The following is an 18,966-nucleotide window of genomic DNA, read 5'->3' as shown; positions in this document are numbered from 1 at the left end:
GCTCAATCCCAGTTCGGTGCGATGCCTTTCGGGCTGGTCAAGCGATGGCCGCGATCCAGCGTTGCGATCAACGCCATGTCGGCTTCGCTCAAGGTCAGTTCGCGAGCCTTCAAGTTGCTTTCAAGGTTGGCCCGGCGAGTGGACGACGGGATCACGGCGTAACCCGATTGCATGGCCCAGGCCAGGGTGACCTGCGCCGGTGTCGCGTGCAGACGATCGGCGATCTGCTGGATGAGCGGATCCTTGAGGACTTCACCGTAAGCCAGGGTCATGTACGAGGTGATGCCGATGCCCTGGCTGCGTGCGAACTCGACGACCTCGCGGTTTTGCAGGTAAGGGTGCAGTTCGATCTGGTGGGTGGCGATGTGCTCGGCACCCGTGGCGGCGATCGCCTGTTTCATCAGGTCGATGGTGAAGTTGGACACGCCGATCTGCCGGGTCAGGCCCATGTGTTTGGCTTCGAGCAGGGCGCCCATGAATTCTTCGACCGGCACCTGATCGTCCGGCGACGGCCAGTGGATCAGGGTCAGGTCCAGGTAGTCGGTCTGCAGTTTGCGCAGGCTTTCCTTCAAGCTGTCGATCAGACGATCACCGGCCAGGTTGGCGACCCAGATCTTGCTGGTGATGAACAACTCTTCCCGGGCGATGCCGCTGGCGGCGATAGCCTCGCCGACGTCGGCTTCGTTCTCGTAGATTTGTGCGGTATCGATCACTCGGTAGCCGAGCGCCAGGGCGGTGCTCACCGAATCGATAACCACCTGGCCTTGCAGGCGAAACGTACCCAGGCCGAAAGCGGGAATAGACATTGAAGACTCCAGAGGTTGCAGTGGGAATGGGCGGCAGTATCGGCGCCTGTATCCGTGAGAAAAACCGCTGGATTGGCAAAGCAATGTTTACCGGAAATCAAGAATCGGGTCAGACCGATGTATTGAAGGTGTCTGGTCTGGCGCCATCGCGAGCAAGCTCGCTCCCACAATGATCCGGGTCGTACACAAATGCTGTGGACGCAGTGAATCCCTGTGGGAGCGGGCTTGCTCGCGAAGGCGGCGACTCGGTCCAAAGCCTTGCCCCGCCCTTAAGCAATATCACTGCGGCTGAACTCCTCCCCAAGAAAATCGATCAACGTGCGCACCGAAGGCAGCAGGCCTCGACGCGAGGGGAAGATCGCATGGATGACACCGCTTTTCGGTGCCCAGCCCGGCACCAGTTCCACCAGTTGCCCGGCAGCGATTTCATCGCGCACCACCACACTGGGCAGGTGCACGATGCCGATCCCGGCGACCGCCGCATGGCGCAAGGCCAACAGGTCATCGGTGACCATGCGCGGTGCATGCCGGATCATCGCGGTGCTGCCATCGGCCCCGAACAGTTCCCACTGATATTCGCGCTGCGCCGCGCCCCAGTGCAGGCTCGGCAAACCGCTGAGGTCGGCCGGGGAGGCCGGTGTCGACAGGCGCGATAAAAAGGCCGGGCTGCCGACCACGCTCTGGGTGCTGTTGCCCAGCACCTTCATCACCATGTCGGTGTTTTCCAGTGGGGGGAAACGTACCCGCAGGGCAATGTCGAAGCCTTCATGGATCAAGTCGACCCGGCGGTTGGTGCTCTCGATGAACAACTCCACCAGCGGATACTTGAGCATGTAGCGGGTCAGCATCGGCCCGACCCAGGAATTGAGCAGCGCCGTCGGGCAACTGACACGCACCAGGCCCTGAGGCTCGGAGCGATTGCGTTCGATCAGTTCGGCGGCGCTTTCCGCCTCCACCCGCATGGCCAGGCAGCGCTGGTAATAGGCCTGGCCGATTTCCGTCAATGAGCAATGCCGGCTGGTGCGGTGCAGCAGGCGCACGCCGAGGCGTTCTTCAAGCTCGGCAATGCGTCGGCTGAGCTTGGACTTGGGCATGTCCAATGCCCGGCCGGACGCGGCGAAACCGTGATGCTCCACCACTTGGGTGAAGTAGTAGAGGGTGTTGAGGTCTTCCACCATCGTTCTCCAGATAGAACGCTAAAGCTGATTTTTGCAGTCTAGCGCAGCAAAGGTCACGGTTTTAAGCTTTGTCCATGGCTTCACTCACCTCATCAGGAGACACCATGAAAAACATCATCGGTATCTACACCAGTCCACGAACCCATTGGGTTGGCGACGGTTTTCCGGTTCGCACGCTGTTTTCCTACGACAACCTGGGCAAGCACATCAGCCCGTTCCTGTTGCTGGATCACGCCGGCCCCGCTGAATTCACCCCGACCACCGAACGGCGTGGCGTTGGTCAGCATCCTCATCGTGGCTTCGAAACCGTGACTATCGTTTACAAGGGCGAACTGGAGCACCGGGACTCCACCGGCAGTGGCGGCAAGATCGGCCCTGGCGATGTGCAATGGATGACCGCTGCCTCGGGGATCCTGCATGAAGAGTTTCACTCCGAAGGTTTCGCCAAGAGCGGCGGCACCCTGGAGATGGTGCAACTGTGGGTCAACCTGCCGGCCAGGGACAAAATGGCCGACCCCGGCTACCAGACGATTCTCGACCGTGACATCCCGGCCATTCCCTTGAAGGACAACGCCGGCAGCCTGCGCCTGATCGCCGGAGAGTTCGATGGCCACAAGGGCCCGGCGCGCACCTTCACCCCAGTCGACGTGTGGGACATTCGTTTGAATGCTGGCAAGTTGCTCACCCTTGACCTGCATGAAGGGCGCAATACCGCGCTGGTGGTTCTGCGTGGCACGGTTCAGGTCAACGGCCTGGAATCGGTGCGCCAGGGGCAACTGGCCCTGTTCGACCGCAAGGGCGATCAGGTGAGCCTCGAAGCCAGCGAAGACGCGGTGGTGTTGTTGCTCAGCGGTGAGCCGATTGACGAGCCGATCGTCGGTCACGGGCCGTTCGTGATGAACACCGAGCAAGAAATCCACCAGGCCTTCGCCGACTTCCAGTCCGGTCGCTTCGGCCGGATGCACGCTTAGTTCGCAACGCTTTTACACCCGACTCTACACAGGATGAGTAGGCCGGTTTTCAGGCCAGGGATGGCTGTTGCCCAAAAGAAAGAGGAAACGCACATGAACACTGTCTACGCGGCCAACTTCAACGGCCAGAAACCGACCATCGACCCCAATGACAGCGCAATGCTGTTGATCGATCACCAGAGCGGACTGTTCCAGATCGTCAAGGACATGGACGTGCCCCAATTGCGCGCCAACGCCATTGCCCTGGCCAAGGCCGCGACCCTGCTCAAGATGCCGGTGATCACCACCGCTTCCGTTCCCCAGGGGCCGAACGGGCCGTTGATCCCGGAAATCCACGAGGCCGCGCCCCATGCGCAGTACGTGGCGCGCAAAGGTGAAATCAACGCCTGGGACAACCCGGAGTTTCACGCGGCGGTCAAAGCCACCGGCAAGAAAACCCTGGTGATCGCCGGCACCTTGACCAGCGTGTGCCTGGCGTTCCCGTCCATCGCCGCCGTGCATGAGGGCTACAAGGTGTTTGCCGTGGTCGACGCCTCCGGCAACCACTCGAAACTGGCCACTGATCTGACCGTTGCCCGTCTGGCCCAGGCCGGGGTGGTGCCGATCGACATCATGGCTACGCTCTCTGAGCTGCAAGGCTCGTGGAACCGCCCGGACGCCGAGCAGTGGGCCGCTGTCTACGCCCAGGCCATGCCGCATTATCAGTTGCTGATCGAGAGCTACCTCAAGGCCCAGCAAGTGGCGAACGAACACGAAGCGCTGGACTCCCAGCGCTAACCGGTTACCCCACGCCGATTTCCAATCGGCATCGATAACATGCGAGGACTACTGCAATGACTTCTTCCTACAAGCGTCTGGACAAGGACAACGCCGCGGTTTTGATGGTTGATCATCAGGCGGGCCTGCTGTCTCTGGTGCGCGACATCGATCCGGATCGATTCAAGAACAACGTGCTGGCGCTGGCTGACCTGGCCAAGTACTTCAAGCTGCCGACCATCCTCACCACCAGTTTCGAAACCGGTCCCAACGGACCGCTGGTGCCCGAACTCAAGGCACTCTTTCCGGATGCGCCGTACATCGCTCGCCCGGGCCAGATCAACGCCTGGGACAACGAAGATTTCGTCAAGGCGATCAAGGCCACGGGCAAGAAACAACTGATCATCGCCGGTGTGGTGACGGAGGTGTGCGTGGCGTTCCCGGCGCTTTCGGCGCTGGCCGAAGGTTTTGACGTGTTCGTGGTCACCGACGCGTCCGGCACCTTCAACGAACTGACCCGCGAATCGGCGTGGCACCGTATGACCGCTCAGGGCGCGCAACTGATGACCTGGTTCGGCCTGGCCTGTGAACTGCACCGCGACTGGCGCAACGACATCGAAGGGTTGGGCACCCTGTTCTCCAACCATATTCCGGATTACCGCAACCTGATGACCAGCTACAGCACACTGGCCAATAGCAAGTAACTTCGGCATCACTCATCCCCCCTGTGGGAGCGGGCTTGCTCGCGAAGGCTGCTTAACTTTCAACCTATGTGTTGACTGTTATACCGCTTTCGCGAGCAAGCCCGCTCCCACATTGGTTTTGTGGTGTTTTTGGGAGGGTGTTCATCCCGCCAAATCAAATGCTCCTACACTGAGGCCAATCCATGCGATCTTCGCGTTATTGGCCCTGGCTGGAGTTGCTTGATGCTGTCATTGCTCACCGAACACCCGCTGATTTGCGCGATGGCGCTGATCCTGATCGATCTTGGGTTGTGGTACTTGCTCAGTGCACTTGGCAGCGCCTGGCGGCTATTGGTACGGGTGGTGATTTTTTCGTTGTTCAGCCTGCTGTTGTTCAACGAAGGCCTGAACCCGATGGAGCCGCCGCCCTGGGCTGACAACGTACCCTTGCATCTGGCGGCCACTGGCTTGCAGATCGGCTGGTGGTTGTTCGGCGCGCGGACCCTGACCGTGCTGATCGGCGCGGTGATGATGCAACGGGTCGGGCACACCGGGCGATTGCTTCAGGATCTGCTCGGTGCGGTGATTTTCCTGATCGCGGTCATTGCCGCCCTGGCCTATGTGCTCGATCTGCCGGTCAAGGGCGTGCTGGCGACGTCCGGTGCGTTGGCGATCATCGTCGGGCTGGCCTTGCAAAGTACCCTCAGTGACGTGTTTTCCGGGATCGTCCTGAACACCACCAAGCCCTATCAACTCGATGACTACATCTCCATCGATGGCATGGAGGGCCGGGTCACCGACATCGACTGGCGTGCCACGCGCCTGCAGACCTCCCAGGGTTGCATGGCAGTGATTCCCAACTCCCTGGCAGCCAAGGCCAAGATCATCAATTTCAGTCGGCCGAGCGATATGTTCGGCATCTCCGTTTCGTTGGAAGTGAGCCCCCACGCGCGGCCGAACACGGTGATCGAAGCCCTGGAGCGGGCCATTCAAGGTTGTCGTGCGTTGCTCGATACACCGTCGCCAAGCGTCGGCCTGAAAACCGCCAGCAACACCGGAGTGGTCTACGAAATCAGCGGCTTTGTCGCGTCGATGGACGAGAAACGTTCAGTGCGCAACCAGCTGTACGATCTGGCCTATCGGCACTTGCAGGCATCCGGGGTCAGTTTGTTGTCGAGCGTGGAGCCCAGTCCGCCGGTCAACTCGACTCGCAAACGCGCGTTGCTCGACAGCTCGCCGATTTTCTCCACCTTGCGCCAGGAAGAGAAAGACACCTTCAGCCAGAACATGACCCTGCAAACCTTTCGCGCCGGGGAGGTGATCCTGGAAGCGGGGCAGGTCAGCGATCACTTGTTCATTATCGAATCCGGCGTGATCTCGGTGACCTTGATGCGTCACGGAGCGCCATACGAATCCGGACGCATGGGGCCGGGGGAGGTGTTCGGCGAAGCAGGTATTCTCACCGACAGTGCGCTGCCTGCGCAGTTTACCGCCAAGACATTCAGTGGCCTGTACCGCATCGAAAAGTCATACCTCAAGCCGTGCCTGGATGCCCGTCACGATATCAACGATGCAATGCAGGCCTTGCTCGATTATCGACTGCAAAAAGCGAAAACCCTGACTCAGGACCTACCGGTGGCGGTGGAGAAAAAGGGCTTCCTGCGATGGTTACGCAATCGGGTGTGAATGGCCGCTGCGCGGATCGTCGGATCGCCGCCCGGAGCAAGCTCGCTCCCACAGGGGAATGCGATCAAATGTGGGAGCGAGCTTGCTCGCGATGACGGCAGCGAACTCACCAAAAGTGAAGAGTGAAACCCATCACCCCCGCGTTTCCACCAACAACCAGGAAGGTACCGCCAATGGCCTCCTCGACTTCTGAAAGATTGGCTATTTGTGTAGAACGATCGGGGGACTAACGTAGTCACACCCCCACCTGTCCTGGAGCACCCCATGCAACCTCGTATCGATTTCTACACCGCATCCCCTGACGCCCTCAAAGCGATGATCGCTTTGGAAACAGCGGTTTCAAAATTGCCGCTGGAAAAGAACCTGATCGAACTGGTCAAACTGCGTGCCTCGCAAATCAACGGCTGCGCCTTCTGCATCGATATGCACACTGCTGATGCGATCAAGGGCGGTGAAACCCCGCGCCGCCTGTTCGCCGTGACAGCCTGGCGCGAAGCACCGTTCTTTACCGAGCGCGAACGCGCTGCGCTGCTCTGGACTGAATCCCTGACCCAGCTCAGCCTGACCCACGCTCCGGATGAAGACTACGAAATGGTCAGCGCCCAGTTCTCGCCCAAGGAAATGGTCGACCTGACCGTGGCCATCAGCACCATCAACAGCTGGAACCGTCTGGCCGTAGGTTTTCGCAAAATGCCTCAGGCCTGACCCGAACAAGCATCAATGAGCGTCGGCACTCGGCGCGGCCGGTGGTTGTACCTTGCGCATCAAAGGCACCATCGCCGTGGCGATAATGAAGCAGACCATGATCATCAAGAACGCGTCGCCATAGGTTTGCGTCTGGGCTTCGCGGTAGGTCAGCAACCATAGTTGATGCAGGCTGGCGGTGACCCCGGCGTCACCGCTCTGGCCGAGGGCGGCGAAGTTGTTGCCGACCTGGGACAGCCATTGGTTGAGCGCCTCGTTGGTGCTGTTGAGGTTCTCCGCCAACCGGGTGAAATGCAGGTTGGTGCGGTCGTTGAGGATGGTCGCGCACGCGGCGATGCCGATGGCCCCGCCCAGGTTGCGCATCAGGTTGAACAACCCCGACGCATGCTTGAGCCGTGCCGGCGCCAGGCCGCCGAGGGTCAAGGTCACCGCCGGCGGCACCGCCAATTGCTGGGCAATCCCGCGCAAGGCTTGCGGCAGCATCAACTCCTTGGCACCCCAGTCATGGGTGATCGGGCTGAAATCCCACATCGACAAGGCGAACAGCCCAAGCCCGAACATCATGATCCAGCGCAGGTCGACGCGATTGGCCAGAAAGGCATACAGCGGAATCGCCATGATCTGGAACACTCCGGTGGAGAAAACCGCCAGACCAATGTCCAGCGCTCCGTAGCCACGCACCCGACCAAGGAACAGCGGCGTCAGGTAAATGGTGGCGAACAGGCCGATGCCGGTGACGAACGAGAAGAAACAACCGAGGGCGAAATTGCGGTCCTTCAAGGCGCGCAGATCGACAATCGGGTTGGCTACATGCAAGGTCCGGCCGATGAACGCCAGCCCGGCCAGGCCACTGATCCACGCGGTGGTCAGGATCGTGCGGTCGCTGAACCAGTTCCAGCGCGGGCCTTCTTCGAGGGTGTATTCCAGGCAGCCAAGGAACAGCGCCAGAAACACCATGCTCAAGTAATCCGCGCCTTTGAGCAGCGACAGTTCCGGCTGGTCGATTTTTACCAGCATCGGCACGGCCACGGCGACGAAGATGCCGGGGACCAGGTTGATGTAGAACAGCCAGTGCCAGGACGATATGTCGGTGATCCAGCCACCGATCACCGGCCCCAGGGTCGGTGCCAGGGACGCCACTGCGCCGATGGTCGCGGCGGCGATCACCCGTTGTTTGCCGGTGAAGAACACGAAGGCCGTGGTGAACACCAGCGGGATCATCGAACCGCCCAGAAACCCTTGCAGGGCGCGGAAGGCGATCATGCTCTGGATGTTCCAGGCTATGCCGCACAGCAGGCTGGCCAGGGTGAAACCCACCGCCGATGCGCAAAACAGCCAGCGCGTCGAGAACACCCGGGACAGCCAACCGGACAGCGGGATCACGATGATTTCGGCGATCAGGTAGCTGGTTTGTACCCACGCGGTTTCGTCGGTGCCGGCGGAAAGCCCGCCGCCGATGTCACGCAACGAAGCCGAGACAATCTGGATGTCCAGCAGGGCAATGAACATGCCGATGCACATGCTGGCGAAGGCGAAAACCTTGGTCGCCGTCGCCATGTTCGCGGCATTGAACGGTTGCGCCGGGGCGGCGAGGGCACGGCTCATGGCGCGCTGGCCACGGCTGGCGCTTGAGGCGCCTTGCGCGTGTCCACTTCAGCGGTGACCGACAACCCCGGACGCAAGTGGCCGAGCACACTGTCGGCCGGGTCGAGGTGAATCCGCACCGGCACCCGCTGCACGATCTTGGTGAAGTTGCCGGTGGCGTTTTCCGGTGGCAACACACTGAATTGCGAACCGCTGGCGGGGGCGAGGCTGTCCAGGTGACCGTGGAATTCCTGCCCCGACAGCACGTCGGCACGGATCACCACCCGTTGCCCCGGCACCATGTGCGCCAGTTGGTCTTCCTTGAAGTTGGCATCGACCCACAGACCGCTGGTCGGCACCACCGAGAGCAATTGCGAGCCGGCCTGGGCATAGGCGCCGACCCGTGCCCGGCGATTGCCGATCACACCGTCAACCGGTGCCTTCAGTTCGGTGTAGCCGACATTCAATTGCGCCAGGTCGCGCTCAGCCTTGGCCTGGATCAAGGCGGCCCGGGCTTGTTGTTTCTGGGTGTCGATCACATTCAACTGGCGTTGCGCGGCCAGCAATTCAGCCTGGGCGCGGTTGCTTTGGGCCTGGGCCGTCTTGAACGTGGTATTGGCCCGCTGGGCACTTTCAACCGAGACGGCGTTGGTGATCACCAGTTTTTTGTAGCGGGCATCGTCATCCCGCGAACGGACGGCTTCGGCACCGGCGGCGTCGATGCCGGCACGGGCCTGGCCGATGACGGCCTGTTGCAGTTGCTCGGTGGCGTCGAGGTTGGCAAGCAGGGCCTGCTGGGCGGCCACTGCGCCTTCGGCCTTGGCCAGGTGGGCGCGGTAGTCGCGGGAATCGAGACGGATCAGCACGTCGCCGGCCTTGACCTTCTGGTTGTCGGTCACCAGCACTTCATCGATGTAGCCCGCCACTTTCGGCCCGATCACCGTTACATCGCCGCCGATGTAGGCGTCGTCGGTTTCCTCGATGAAACGTCCGGCAGTCCACCAATGCGTGCCATACACACCGGCCAGCACCAGTGCCGCGATGCCCAGTGTTGGCAACAGCAGGCGTTTGAGCAGGGGAGGTTTGGCGACAGTCACCGGGGCAGCCAGGTCGGGTTCAACGGTGGGCATGCTGGTCATGGAGGATTACCTGTGGGGGCGGCGGTTAATTATGATGATCATAATATGACGAATGTAATATTTTGTGACAAATGGTTTTTGCTGCCGGTCGTCAGGTGGTTTGTTCAAAGAGGAAGAGATTTTGTGAGCGCTGGAGAAACATTGTAGGAGCGAGCCTGCTCGCGAAAAATGCCCAGACAACGCGCTCATCCAGACACCCCGCGTCATCGTTGACGTCCATCGCGAGCAGGCTCGCTCCTACAGGGAATCGGGGTACCAGCAAAAGCCAGGTCGGCCCGAAGGCCGCCTGGCTTTTGCTTTTGCTTTGGCTTTTGATCTTCTTGCCCCCTCGAGAGGCCGAGTGGAGGTTCTGCGCAGTGGGCAACCCGGCATGGATGCCGGGTTAGCCGCGTACGGCCATGGATGGCCGATCGCGGCGGGCCCACGGAGCAGGACCGGAGCGAGGGAATGCCGAGCCTGGGCGAGGCACCGAACGTCAGGGGCAAGAGCCCTTGGTTACTTGGGGCTCTTCCAAGTAACCCGCTGTAAAAGCGGAACCGTCAGCCGCCGTTACAGCAGAAATGGATATGCACCCACTCCAAATGTGCAGCTATCAAACCCGCTCAAAAATCGCCGCAATCCCCTGACCACCACCGATGCACATGGTCACCAGCGCGTAACGGCCGCCGGTGCGGTGCAGTTCGTGGATGGCCTTGGTGGCGATGATTGCGCCGGTCGCGCCCACCGGGTGGCCCAGCGCGATACCCGAACCGTTCGGGTTGACCTTGGCCGGGTCGAGGTCCAGTTCCTGGCTGACGGCGCAGGCCTGGGCCGCGAAGGCGATGTTGGCTTCGATCACGTCCAGGTCGGCGACGGTCAGGCCGGCGCGCTTGAGCGCCAGGCGGGTGGCCGGGATCGGGCCCAGGCCCATGAATTCTGGTTCAACGCCGGCGTGGGCGTAGCTGACCAGGCGGGCGAGGGGTTTCAGGTTATTGGCCTGGACCGCGTTGCCGCTGGCCATGACCAGTGCGGCGGCGCCGTCGTTCAGGCCCGAGGCGTTGCCGGCGGTGACCGAACCGTCCTTCTTGAACGCCGGCTTCATTGCTGCCAGCTGTTCCAGGGACGTGGCGCGCGGATGTTCGTCGACGCTGAACAGTTTGACGCCTTTGCGATCCTGGATCTCCACGGTCGCGATCTGCTCGCTGAAGTAGCCGTTGGCAATCGCGTGGGCCGCGCGTTGCTGGTCTTCGAAAGCCAGGGCGTCCTGCATTTCGCGGGTGATGCCGTTGCGCGCGGCGACGTTCTCGGCGGTGATGCCCATGTGGATGCCATGGAAGGGGTCATGCAGGATGCCGAGCATGTAGTCGATGACCTGGGCGTTGCCCATGCGCGAACCCCAACGGGCGGCCGGCATCAGGTACGGGCCACGGCTCATGGACTCGGCACCGGCGCCGACGACGATGTCGGCATCGCCGAGCATCAGGGTCTGGGCGGCGTTGATGATCGCTTGCAGGCCCGAACCGCAGAGGCGGTTGACGTTGTAGGCCGGGGTTTCCTTCGGAATGCCGGCGTTCATCGCCGCGACGCGGGAGATGTAGGCATCGCGGGTTTCGGTCGGGATCACGTTGCCCATCACCAGATGGCCAACGAGCGCCGGGTCCACGGCGGCTCGCTCCAGGGCGGCTTTCACGGCCGTGGTCGCGAGGTCGGCCAACGGCACGTCCTTGAGCGAGCCACCGAACGTACCGATGGCGGTACGGGCGGCGCTGACGACGTAGATTTCTGGAGTGTTCATGGCTGGTTTCCTTTCGGTGGATTCTTATCTGTACTGCGATTGAGCAGGGCGTTCAAGGCGGTTTTCGCCTCGTCGGTATTCAGGCGCTGAATGAACAGCGTGTTTTCTTCGCGCAGGGTGGCTTCCAGTTCGGCCAGGCAAGCTTGTTTCATCAGCAGCCGGGACTGGCGCAAGGCTTGCTGGGGCATGGCCAGAAAGCGCTGGGCGATTTTTTTCGCCGCCGCCAGGCATTGTTCGCCGTCATCGAAGGCTTCGTTGGCCAGGCCCCAGGCCACCGCTTCGTTGCCGTCCAGGCCATTGCCCAACAGGAGCAGGCTCGCGGCACGGGCATGGCCGAGCCGGCGTGGCAGCAACAGGCTGGCGCCAAATTCGGGGCACAGGCCGATGTTGACGAACGGCATGCGCAGCTTGGCGTTGCGGGTGACCAGTACTTGATCGCAATGCAGCAGCAATGTGGTGCCAATACCGATGGCCGCACCGCAGACTGCCGCGATCAGCGGTTTTTGCAGGCGCGTGACGACCTTCATCAGGTGGAACGCCGGGGCGTCCAGATGAGTCGGCGGGTGCTGGAGGAAATCCACCAGGTCATTGCCGCTGGTAAAGCACGCCGGGCCACCGGTGATGATGATCACGCCGGTCTGCGGGTCTTCGTCGGCGGCCAGCAACAGCTCGGCCAGTTGCGTGTACATGGCGTTGTTCAGCGCATTGAGCTTGTCCGGGCGGTCGATGGTCAGCGTCAACACGCCGTCGCGTTGCTCGTGTTTGATCAGGTCGGTCATCGCAGGCTCTGCAGGGTCGGTTCAGGGCTGCCACTTTAAGCGCCGGACAAACCCCGGATCTATGGCAAAACGGGTCAACTGCACTGCCGCTTTTTGCCATGCCGGTGTGCCCAAAAAGCGACACACACCCATTCGGGGTATGGCCGCGCCCGGCGAATCCACCAATAGTGGGGGCATCCGCTCATCCAGAGCCGAACTCGCTATAAGGTGCATTTGCTATGGGCAAGACGCTGCTTAAGGTGATTTCCAGTCTGTTTGTTGTACCGCTGACATTGAATGCCTACGCCGCTCAAGTGGACGACAGCCATACGCTGCGGTTGTACAACTGGGCGGATTACATCGGTGAAAAAACCGTGGCCGACTTCGAAAAGGCCACCGGCATCAAGGTCATCTACGACACCTTCGATGCCTACGAAACGGTGCAGGCCAAATTGCTCACCGGCCACTCCGGTTATGACCTGATCGTGTTGAACGCGTCCCTGGCGCCACCGCTGATCAAGGCCAAGGTGTTCCAGCCGCTGGACAAGAAACTGCTGCCGGGCTGGACCAACCTGGACCCGAAAGTCCTGGAGGATCTGCAAGGGTACGATCCGGGCACCACGTACTCGGCGCCTTATACCTGGGGTAGCAACGGCGTCACCTACAACGTCGACAAGATCAAGGAACGCATGCCGGACGCACCGATCGGTTCGCTGGCGATGATCTTCGATCCGAAGATCGTCTCGCGCTTCGCCGACTGCGGCGTGACCCTGCTCGATGCCCCGACCGAAGTCATTCCCATGGCCCTGAAGTACCTGGGTCGTGATCCGAGAAGCGCCGCACCGGAAGATCTGAAAGCCGCCCAGGACTTGCTGTTGTCCGTGCGGCCGTACATCCGCAAGTTCGACTCGGTCAATTACCTGACCAGCCTGCCCAATGGCGATGTGTGCATGGCCATGACCTGGTCCGGCGACTACGCCACCGCCATGGCCCGCGCCGCAGAAGCCAAGAAGAAGATCGACCTGGCGTACTTCATCCCCAAGGAAGGATCGCTGATCTGGTTCGACAACCTGTACATCCCGGCCGACGCCCCCCACGTCGCCAATGCCCACAAGTTTCTCGAGTACCTGATGCAGCCGCAGGTGATGGCGGACGTGAGCGACTTCATCAATTACGCCAACAGCAACGCCGCGGCCACGCCGTTGTTGAGCGCCGATGTGCGCAACAACCCGGCGATTTACCCCGACGCGCAAACTCGCGAGCGGCTGTTTCCGCAGAAGACCCAGAACGCCAAGGACATGCGGGCGATTACCCGGGTCTGGAGCACCGTAAAAAGCGGCATTTGATTTGTTCGAACGTTAGTCAATTCGGTTAGAGGTTTATTTATGGCGACGCCAACACGCACCGTTTTTTCCCCAGCGGACGAGTCCCGGCTGGTCAAGGCCGACAAGGCTCACCATATGCACGGCTATCACGTGTTCGACGAACACGCCGAACAGGGTTCGCTGAACATCGTCGCAGGCAACGGCGCCTACATCTACGACACCCAGGGCAACCGCTTTCTCGATGCGGTGGGCGGCATGTGGTGCACCAACATTGGCCTGGGTCGCGAGGAAATGGCCGAGGCCATCGCCGACCAGGTGCGTCAGCTGGCCTATTCGAACCCGTTTTCCGACATGTCGAACAACGTCGCCATCGATCTGTGCGAAAAACTCGCCAGCCTGGCCCCCGGCGACCTCGACCATGTGTTCCTGACCACCGGTGGCTCCACCGCCGTGGACACTGCGTACCGGCTGATCCAGTACTACCAGAACTGCCGAGGAAAACCCGAGAAGAAGCACATCATCGCGCGGTTCAACGCCTATCACGGCTCCACCACCCTGACCATGTCGATCGGCAACAAGGCCGCCGACCGGGTGCCGGAGTTCGACTACGCCAACCCGCTGATCCACCACGTCTCCAACCCGAATCCGTACCGCGCGCCCGATGGCATGGACGAGGCGCAGTTCCTCGAGTTCCTGGTCAAGGAATTCGAAGACAAGATCCTCTCGATTGGCGCGGACAAGGTTGCCGGTTTTTTCGCCGAGCCGATCATGGGCTCCGGCGGGGTGATCATTCCGCCCCGGGGCTATCTCAAACGCATGTGGGACGTCTGCCAGCGCTACGACATCCTGTTCGTCGCCGACGAGGTGGTCACTTCGTTCGGTCGCCTGGGCAAGTTCTTTGCCTCTTATGAGGTGTTCGACGTGCAGCCCGACATCATCACCACCGCCAAGGGCCTGACCTCGGCCTACCTGCCCCTGGGGGCGTGCATCTTTTCCGAGCGTATCTGGAAAGTCATCGCCGAGCCGGGCAAGGGCCGCTGCTTCACCCACGGCTTCACCTACAGCGGGCATCCGGTGTGCTGCACGGCGGCGCTGAAGAACATCGAAATCATCGAGCGGGAAAACCTGCTGGCCCATGTCGACACGGTGGGGGCTTATCTGGAGGAGCGCCTGGCCACCTTGCGGGACTTGCCGCTGGTGGGGGATGTGCGCTGCCAGAAACTCATGGCCTGCGTGGAGTTCGTCGCCGACAAACGTACCAAGGCGCTGTTCCCCGACGAGATCAACATCGGCGAAAAAATCCACGTGCGGGCCCAGGCCCGGGGCTTGCTGGTGCGGCCGATCATGCACCTCAATGTCATGTCGCCACCGTTGATCCTGACGTCTGCCCAGGTCGATGAAATCGTCGAGACCTTGCGCACATGCATTCTGGAAGTGGCCGCCGAGCTCGAAGCGAGCGGACAGTACGCGGGCCAATGATTTCGTCAGTCAGGCTGTTACCAAGGGCGTGTCCAGCCGCTAGACTGCGGGGCATGAGCAAACCAGACGACGATACGCTGATCGCGGTGCCCTTCGGGGCATTGCACAAATGGCATGGGGGAATGCGCGAGGCATTCGCCCATATCGATGAGCCTGACGCCTTGCAACACCTGGCGTCGGCGTTGGCGCAACTGGTGTCCGTCGAGTCGATGATGATCAGCCTGGAGCGTAAGGACCGCGCGCCCCAGTTGCTGCATCAGCGCGGGATTGCGCAGGAGTATCAGGTCTCGATTCTGGAGCGCTATTTTACCGGGGGCTATTTGCTCGACCCGTTCTGCCTGGCGGTGGAGCAGGGGTTGGCGCAAGGGTTCTATCACCTGGAGGAAATTGCCCCGGACAACTTCTTCGACAGTGACTACTACAAATCCTATTACCTGAAGGCGGGCTGCTCGGAAGACAGCTACTACATTGTCGATATCGGCAATGACACGAAGATTTCCGTCAGCCTCTATCAGGGTTTCGGCGGTGAATGCCTGAGCGCCGAACAGCTGAATCTGCTGCGCGCCGTGGAACCGCTGGTGCGTGAATTCATCAGCGAATTCAGTCAACGGGGCATGCTGCGCAGTCGCGAGATCCAGTGCGATAAAGACCAGGGCATGCGCGATGATCTCAAGCACCGGGTGCAGTCGGCGTTCGAGCATTTCGGCAGCGACTTGCTCACTGAACGAGAGCGGCAAGTGGCGCATATGGTGTTGCGCGGGCATTCGGTGAAATCCACGGCCAGCCAGATGAACATCTCACCGGAAACCGTGCGCATGCACCGCAAGAACCTGTACCTGAAACTGGAGGTGGGTTCGCAGTCGGAGTTGTTTGCGCTGTTTATCGAGTGGTTGCGCAGGCACTAACCAGAATTTTTGGCCTACCGATACCCCTGTAGGAGCGAGCCTGCTCGCGAAGAACGTCCAGACGACGCGTTCTGTCAGACCGCCCGCGTTATCGTTGACCTCCATCGCGAGCAGGCTCGCTCCTACAGGGTTGGTCAGCGTGCCCGCAACCGTCGCCCGACCACATCCAGCACATCACAGCCATCGCGTAACGGGATGGCGCAGAGCAATGAAAAGTCGCTGAGGATGAAGGATTCGCACTCGATCGAGCCGCGCATGGACAGGTTTTCCAGCACTTGGGTGACGGCGCGGATTCGGTAGTTGGCGGCGTCCATCAGGGCGTCGAGCGGTGCGTGGGTGTCGACGAAGAGGGTGGGCATTTCACTGCAATTGCTGGTGAGTGCCATGAAGCGGTTGTCGGGGTGAGGGGTTGGTTTTTCGTAGGGTGGATCAGGATGAATGGTTTTCATGGTTTCTAACTCTAGGAAAGGAAAATCGAAGCTACCGAAAGCCTTCCTACGGGCTAGGGTGGCAGCCATGTACGGGGTAGGAATATCGAGTCCCTAGCACCTCGACCACGCCGAAGCGTGCCCGTACATAGCCGCCGCAGCTGATCTTACGGACGCATTTCAACGGCCGCAAACCAGGTAACTGGCGCCAACGTGGTACTAGGGAAACTGGAGGTTCCTACACCCCGCCACTGAAATTCAGTGACCACCAAAGACTATCGATTGAGCACCTTTCAAACCAGTTCATGCGGATCGCCGCAATTCGAAGGAAATCTCCGAAGACCTTGCCCGGAAATGTCCTAGGACCTGCGCAATGAATATCTGCAAAACGGGGACGGTGGATTGTGGATGAGGGACAACGGGCATGTCCGAAGTCTAGGAAAAACAGAAATGTCCTACGCCAATTGACGCCTGGATCACCTCAACCCTGAGGGAGCCTGTGAGCACAAAATTGAAGTTCGACAGAGAACGAACTGTGGGAGCGGGCTTGCTCGCGAAAGCGGTGTGTCAGTCGACATCATTATTGACTGACACACCGCTTTCGCGAGCAAGCCCGCTCCCACAGTAGATTGAGGTTGACCACGAGATTAGTGGTCAACCAGGAACCCAGATCAATCTTCGCGTTTGACCACCAGGGTCAGAATGTCATAACTGGCCACCAGTTCACCCAACTGGTTGGTCACTTCCACATCCCACGCCACCACCCCTTGCGGGATGCCCTGCGGGCTCTTCTTGCCCTGGTCGATCTTGCGTTTGCAGGTCAGGCGCGCCTGGATGGTGTCGCCGATGCCTACCGGGTTGATGAAGCGCAAGGTGTCCAGGCCATAGTTGGCCAGTACCGGACCCGGAGCGGGGGACACGAAAAGCCCGGCCGCCGCCGACAGCACGAAGTAACCGTGGGCGATGCGCTTGCCGAATTGCGATTCCTTGGCCGCGATCTCGTCGAAGTGCATGTAGAAGTGGTCGCCCGACAGGCAGCCGAAGTTCACCAGATCTGCTTCGGTGACGGTGCGGCGGTGGGTCAGCAGCGACTCGCCGATCTGCAGGTCCTGGAAATGGCGACGGAACGGATGCACGTCGGTTTCGATGACCTTGGCCCCGCGCACGTACTCGCCGGTGACCGCCGCCAGCATGGTCGGCGAACCTTGTACCGCTGCGCGTTGCAGGTAGTGTTTCACCGCGCGCAGGCCGCCGAGTTCTTCACCGCCACCGGCACGCCCCGGGCCGCCGTGCTTGAGTTGTGGCAGCGGCGAGCCGTGACCGGTGGATTCGCCGGCAGAGTGGCGATCCAGTACCAGCAAGCGGCCGTGCCAGGCAGCCGCGACCGGGATGGCCTTGGCGGCGATTTGCGGATCCTTGGTCACCAGGCTGGCGACAAGACTGCCTTTGCCGCGCGCGGCCAGGGCCAATGCTTCGTCGAGATCGTCGTAGGCCATCAGCGTGCTGACCGGACCGAACGCTTCGATATCGTGGGCGCCGCCCTCGGCATGGGGGTCACGGGCCTGCAACAGGGTCGGGGCAAAGAACGCGCCTTTGTCGACGTTTTCACCACGGGGTTCGAAACCGTCGCGGGCACCAAACAGCATATCGCTGCTCTGCAACAGGCTTTCCAGACGCTCAGCCACGTCTTTCTGCTGATCGTGAGACGCCAGTGCGCCCATGCGTACGCCTTCCACCGACGGGTCGCCGACCACCACTTTGGCCAGGCGATCACGCAGGCGGGTAGCCACGGCATCAATGTGCTTGGCCGGGACGATGGCGCGGCGGATGGCGGTGCATTTCTGTCCGGCCTTGGTGGTCATTTCCCGGGCGACTTCCTTGATGAACAGCTCGAACTCTTCGTCGTCCGGGGTTACGTCCGGGGCGAGGATCGCGCAGTTCAGGGAGTCGGCTTCGGCATTGAACGGCACCGAATTGCGGATCAGGTTCGGGTTGACCCGCAGCTTGGCCGCAGTGTCGGCGGAACCGGTGAAGGTCACCACGTCCTGGCCTTGCAGGCGGTCGAGCAGGTCGCCGGTGCTGCCGATGATCAGTTGCAGGCTGCCCGCCGGCAGCAGGCCGGACTCGTCCATCAGGCGCACCACGGCTTCGGTCAGGTAGCTGGTGGCGCTGGCCGGCTTGACGATGCACGGCATGCCGGCGAGGAAGCTCGGGGCGAATTTTTCCAGCATGCCCCAGATCGGAAAGTTGAAGGCGTTGATGTGCACCGCCAGGCCGCCGCGAGGCACCAGAATGTGCGTACCGGCGAAGGTGCCCATTTTGCTCAGCTGCATGGCCGGGCCTTCGTGGACGATGTTGCCCGACGGCAGCTCGCGGGAGCCGAGGCTGGCGTAGGTGAACAGTGTGCTGTTGCCGCCTTCGATGTCGATCCAGCTGTCGGCGCGGGTCGCGCCGCTGTGGTGGGAAATCGCGTAGAGCTGTTCCTTGCGCTCGCTCAGGTACAGGGCCAGGGCCTTGAGACGCTGGGCGCGCTGCTGGAAGTCCAGCGCCATCAAGCCGCTGATGCCCTGGCGACGGCCGTGCTCGATGGCTTCGGCGAAGTCCGGACGCTCTTCGTGGGTGCGGGCGATTTCATGGCCGTCGATGGCGCTGCGCAGGACCTGCGCGCCGTGTTGGCCGATCCAGCGACCGGCGATGAAGCTTTGCAGGGTGGGGGCATGCAGTGCAGGTGAAGAGGACATCACGATTGCTCCTGGTTATGAAGGGTTGTGGCGCGGTGGCGGCCGCGC

The 18,966-nt window shown here is 61.2% G+C and carries 16 protein-coding genes; 8 read left to right on the top strand and 8 right to left on the bottom strand.

The features are described 5' to 3' along the window. Nucleotides 1-2 precede the first annotated feature (2 nt). The gene (dkgB, locus tag PspS34_RS19305) at nucleotides 3-806 is read right to left on the bottom strand and encodes a 2,5-didehydrogluconate reductase DkgB (protein ID WP_154861464.1); all 804 of its coding nucleotides are present in this window, start codon (nucleotides 804-806) and stop codon (nucleotides 3-5) included. Between the two features lie 269 nt (nucleotides 807-1,075). After that, complete coding sequence (locus PspS34_RS19300; protein WP_159390278.1) at nucleotides 1,076-1,984, bottom strand: LysR family transcriptional regulator; 909 nt, start codon at nucleotides 1,982-1,984, stop codon at nucleotides 1,076-1,078. A gap of 104 nt (nucleotides 1,985-2,088) precedes the next feature. Between PspS34_RS19300 and PspS34_RS19295 the strand changes: the two genes are divergently transcribed. From PspS34_RS19295 to PspS34_RS19275, 5 genes are all read left to right on the top strand, one after another. Beyond that, on the top strand, nucleotides 2,089-2,955 hold the full coding sequence (locus PspS34_RS19295; protein ID WP_150814189.1) for a pirin family protein: 867 nt from the start codon (nucleotides 2,089-2,091) through the stop codon (nucleotides 2,953-2,955). A 93-nt stretch (nucleotides 2,956-3,048) separates the two neighbouring features. After that, nucleotides 3,049-3,732: an isochorismatase family protein gene (locus PspS34_RS19290; RefSeq protein ID WP_008049795.1), complete on the top strand. Its 684-nt coding sequence runs from the start codon at nucleotides 3,049-3,051 to the stop codon at nucleotides 3,730-3,732. A 56-nt stretch (nucleotides 3,733-3,788) separates the two neighbouring features. Then, nucleotides 3,789-4,415: an isochorismate family cysteine hydrolase YcaC gene (ycaC, locus tag PspS34_RS19285; protein ID WP_057713962.1), complete on the top strand. Its 627-nt coding sequence runs from the start codon at nucleotides 3,789-3,791 to the stop codon at nucleotides 4,413-4,415. 222 nt (nucleotides 4,416-4,637) lie between these two features. Further along, nucleotides 4,638-6,080 carry a mechanosensitive ion channel domain-containing protein gene (locus PspS34_RS19280; protein WP_154861463.1) on the top strand — a complete coding sequence of 481 codons (1,443 nt, stop codon included), beginning with the start codon at nucleotides 4,638-4,640 and terminating at the stop codon, nucleotides 6,078-6,080. 264 nt (nucleotides 6,081-6,344) lie between these two features. Beyond that, complete coding sequence (locus PspS34_RS19275; RefSeq protein WP_154861462.1) at nucleotides 6,345-6,785, top strand: carboxymuconolactone decarboxylase family protein; 441 nt, start codon at nucleotides 6,345-6,347, stop codon at nucleotides 6,783-6,785. A gap of 12 nt (nucleotides 6,786-6,797) precedes the next feature. On the opposite strand, the gene PspS34_RS19270 is transcribed toward PspS34_RS19275, so the two are convergent. From PspS34_RS19270 to PspS34_RS19255, 4 genes are all read right to left on the bottom strand, one after another. Further along, entirely contained in the window at nucleotides 6,798-8,390 is a 1,593-nt protein-coding gene (locus PspS34_RS19270) for a DHA2 family efflux MFS transporter permease subunit (RefSeq protein ID WP_057713965.1), read from the bottom strand. Then, a complete protein-coding gene (locus tag PspS34_RS19265) occupies nucleotides 8,387-9,508 on the bottom strand; it encodes an HlyD family secretion protein (RefSeq protein WP_154861461.1) in 1,122 nt (373 codons plus the stop codon). Before PspS34_RS19265 ends, PspS34_RS19270 begins: the two co-directional genes overlap by 4 nt. A 592-nt stretch (nucleotides 9,509-10,100) precedes the next feature. Further along, nucleotides 10,101-11,282, bottom strand: coding sequence for an acetyl-CoA C-acyltransferase family protein (locus PspS34_RS19260; protein WP_057713967.1), 1,182 nt, complete (start codon nucleotides 11,280-11,282; stop codon nucleotides 10,101-10,103). Then, complete coding sequence (locus tag PspS34_RS19255) at nucleotides 11,279-12,061, bottom strand: enoyl-CoA hydratase-related protein (protein WP_150814183.1); 783 nt, start codon at nucleotides 12,059-12,061, stop codon at nucleotides 11,279-11,281. The genes PspS34_RS19260 and PspS34_RS19255 overlap by 4 nt, the downstream gene beginning before the upstream one ends. A 218-nt stretch (nucleotides 12,062-12,279) precedes the next feature. Here PspS34_RS19255 and PspS34_RS19250 point away from each other — a divergent pair, with 218 nt between their 5' ends. From PspS34_RS19250 to PspS34_RS19240, 3 genes are read left to right on the top strand one after another with little or no spacing between them, the layout of a single operon-like run. Next, nucleotides 12,280-13,386, top strand: a complete 1,107-nt coding sequence (locus PspS34_RS19250; RefSeq protein WP_057713969.1) for a polyamine ABC transporter substrate-binding protein — start codon at nucleotides 12,280-12,282, stop codon at nucleotides 13,384-13,386. Nucleotides 13,387-13,425: 39 nt separating this feature from the next. Beyond that, a complete protein-coding gene (locus tag PspS34_RS19245) occupies nucleotides 13,426-14,844 on the top strand; it encodes an aminotransferase (RefSeq protein ID WP_154861458.1) in 1,419 nt (472 codons plus the stop codon). Then, nucleotides 14,841-15,749 carry a helix-turn-helix transcriptional regulator gene (locus PspS34_RS19240; RefSeq protein WP_154861457.1) on the top strand — a complete coding sequence of 303 codons (909 nt, stop codon included), beginning with the start codon at nucleotides 14,841-14,843 and terminating at the stop codon, nucleotides 15,747-15,749. Before PspS34_RS19245 ends, PspS34_RS19240 begins: the two co-directional genes overlap by 4 nt. Before the next feature lie 134 nt (nucleotides 15,750-15,883). Here PspS34_RS19240 and PspS34_RS19235 read toward each other — a convergent pair whose 3' ends face one another. Further along, nucleotides 15,884-16,198, bottom strand: coding sequence for a hypothetical protein (locus tag PspS34_RS19235; RefSeq protein WP_154861456.1), 315 nt, complete (start codon nucleotides 16,196-16,198; stop codon nucleotides 15,884-15,886). Between the two features lie 650 nt (nucleotides 16,199-16,848). Then, nucleotides 16,849-18,918 carry a phenylacetic acid degradation bifunctional protein PaaZ gene (paaZ, locus tag PspS34_RS19230; protein ID WP_057713974.1) on the bottom strand — a complete coding sequence of 690 codons (2,070 nt, stop codon included), beginning with the start codon at nucleotides 18,916-18,918 and terminating at the stop codon, nucleotides 16,849-16,851. Nucleotides 18,919-18,966: the final 48 nt, after the last annotated feature.

It is taken from the genome of Pseudomonas sp. S34, from assembly GCF_009866745.1.
Taxonomy (GTDB): domain Bacteria; phylum Pseudomonadota; class Gammaproteobacteria; order Pseudomonadales; family Pseudomonadaceae; genus Aquipseudomonas; species Aquipseudomonas jessenii.
Note: the sequence above shows the minus strand (reverse complement) of the source record. Positions and strands in the feature narration are given on the sequence as shown.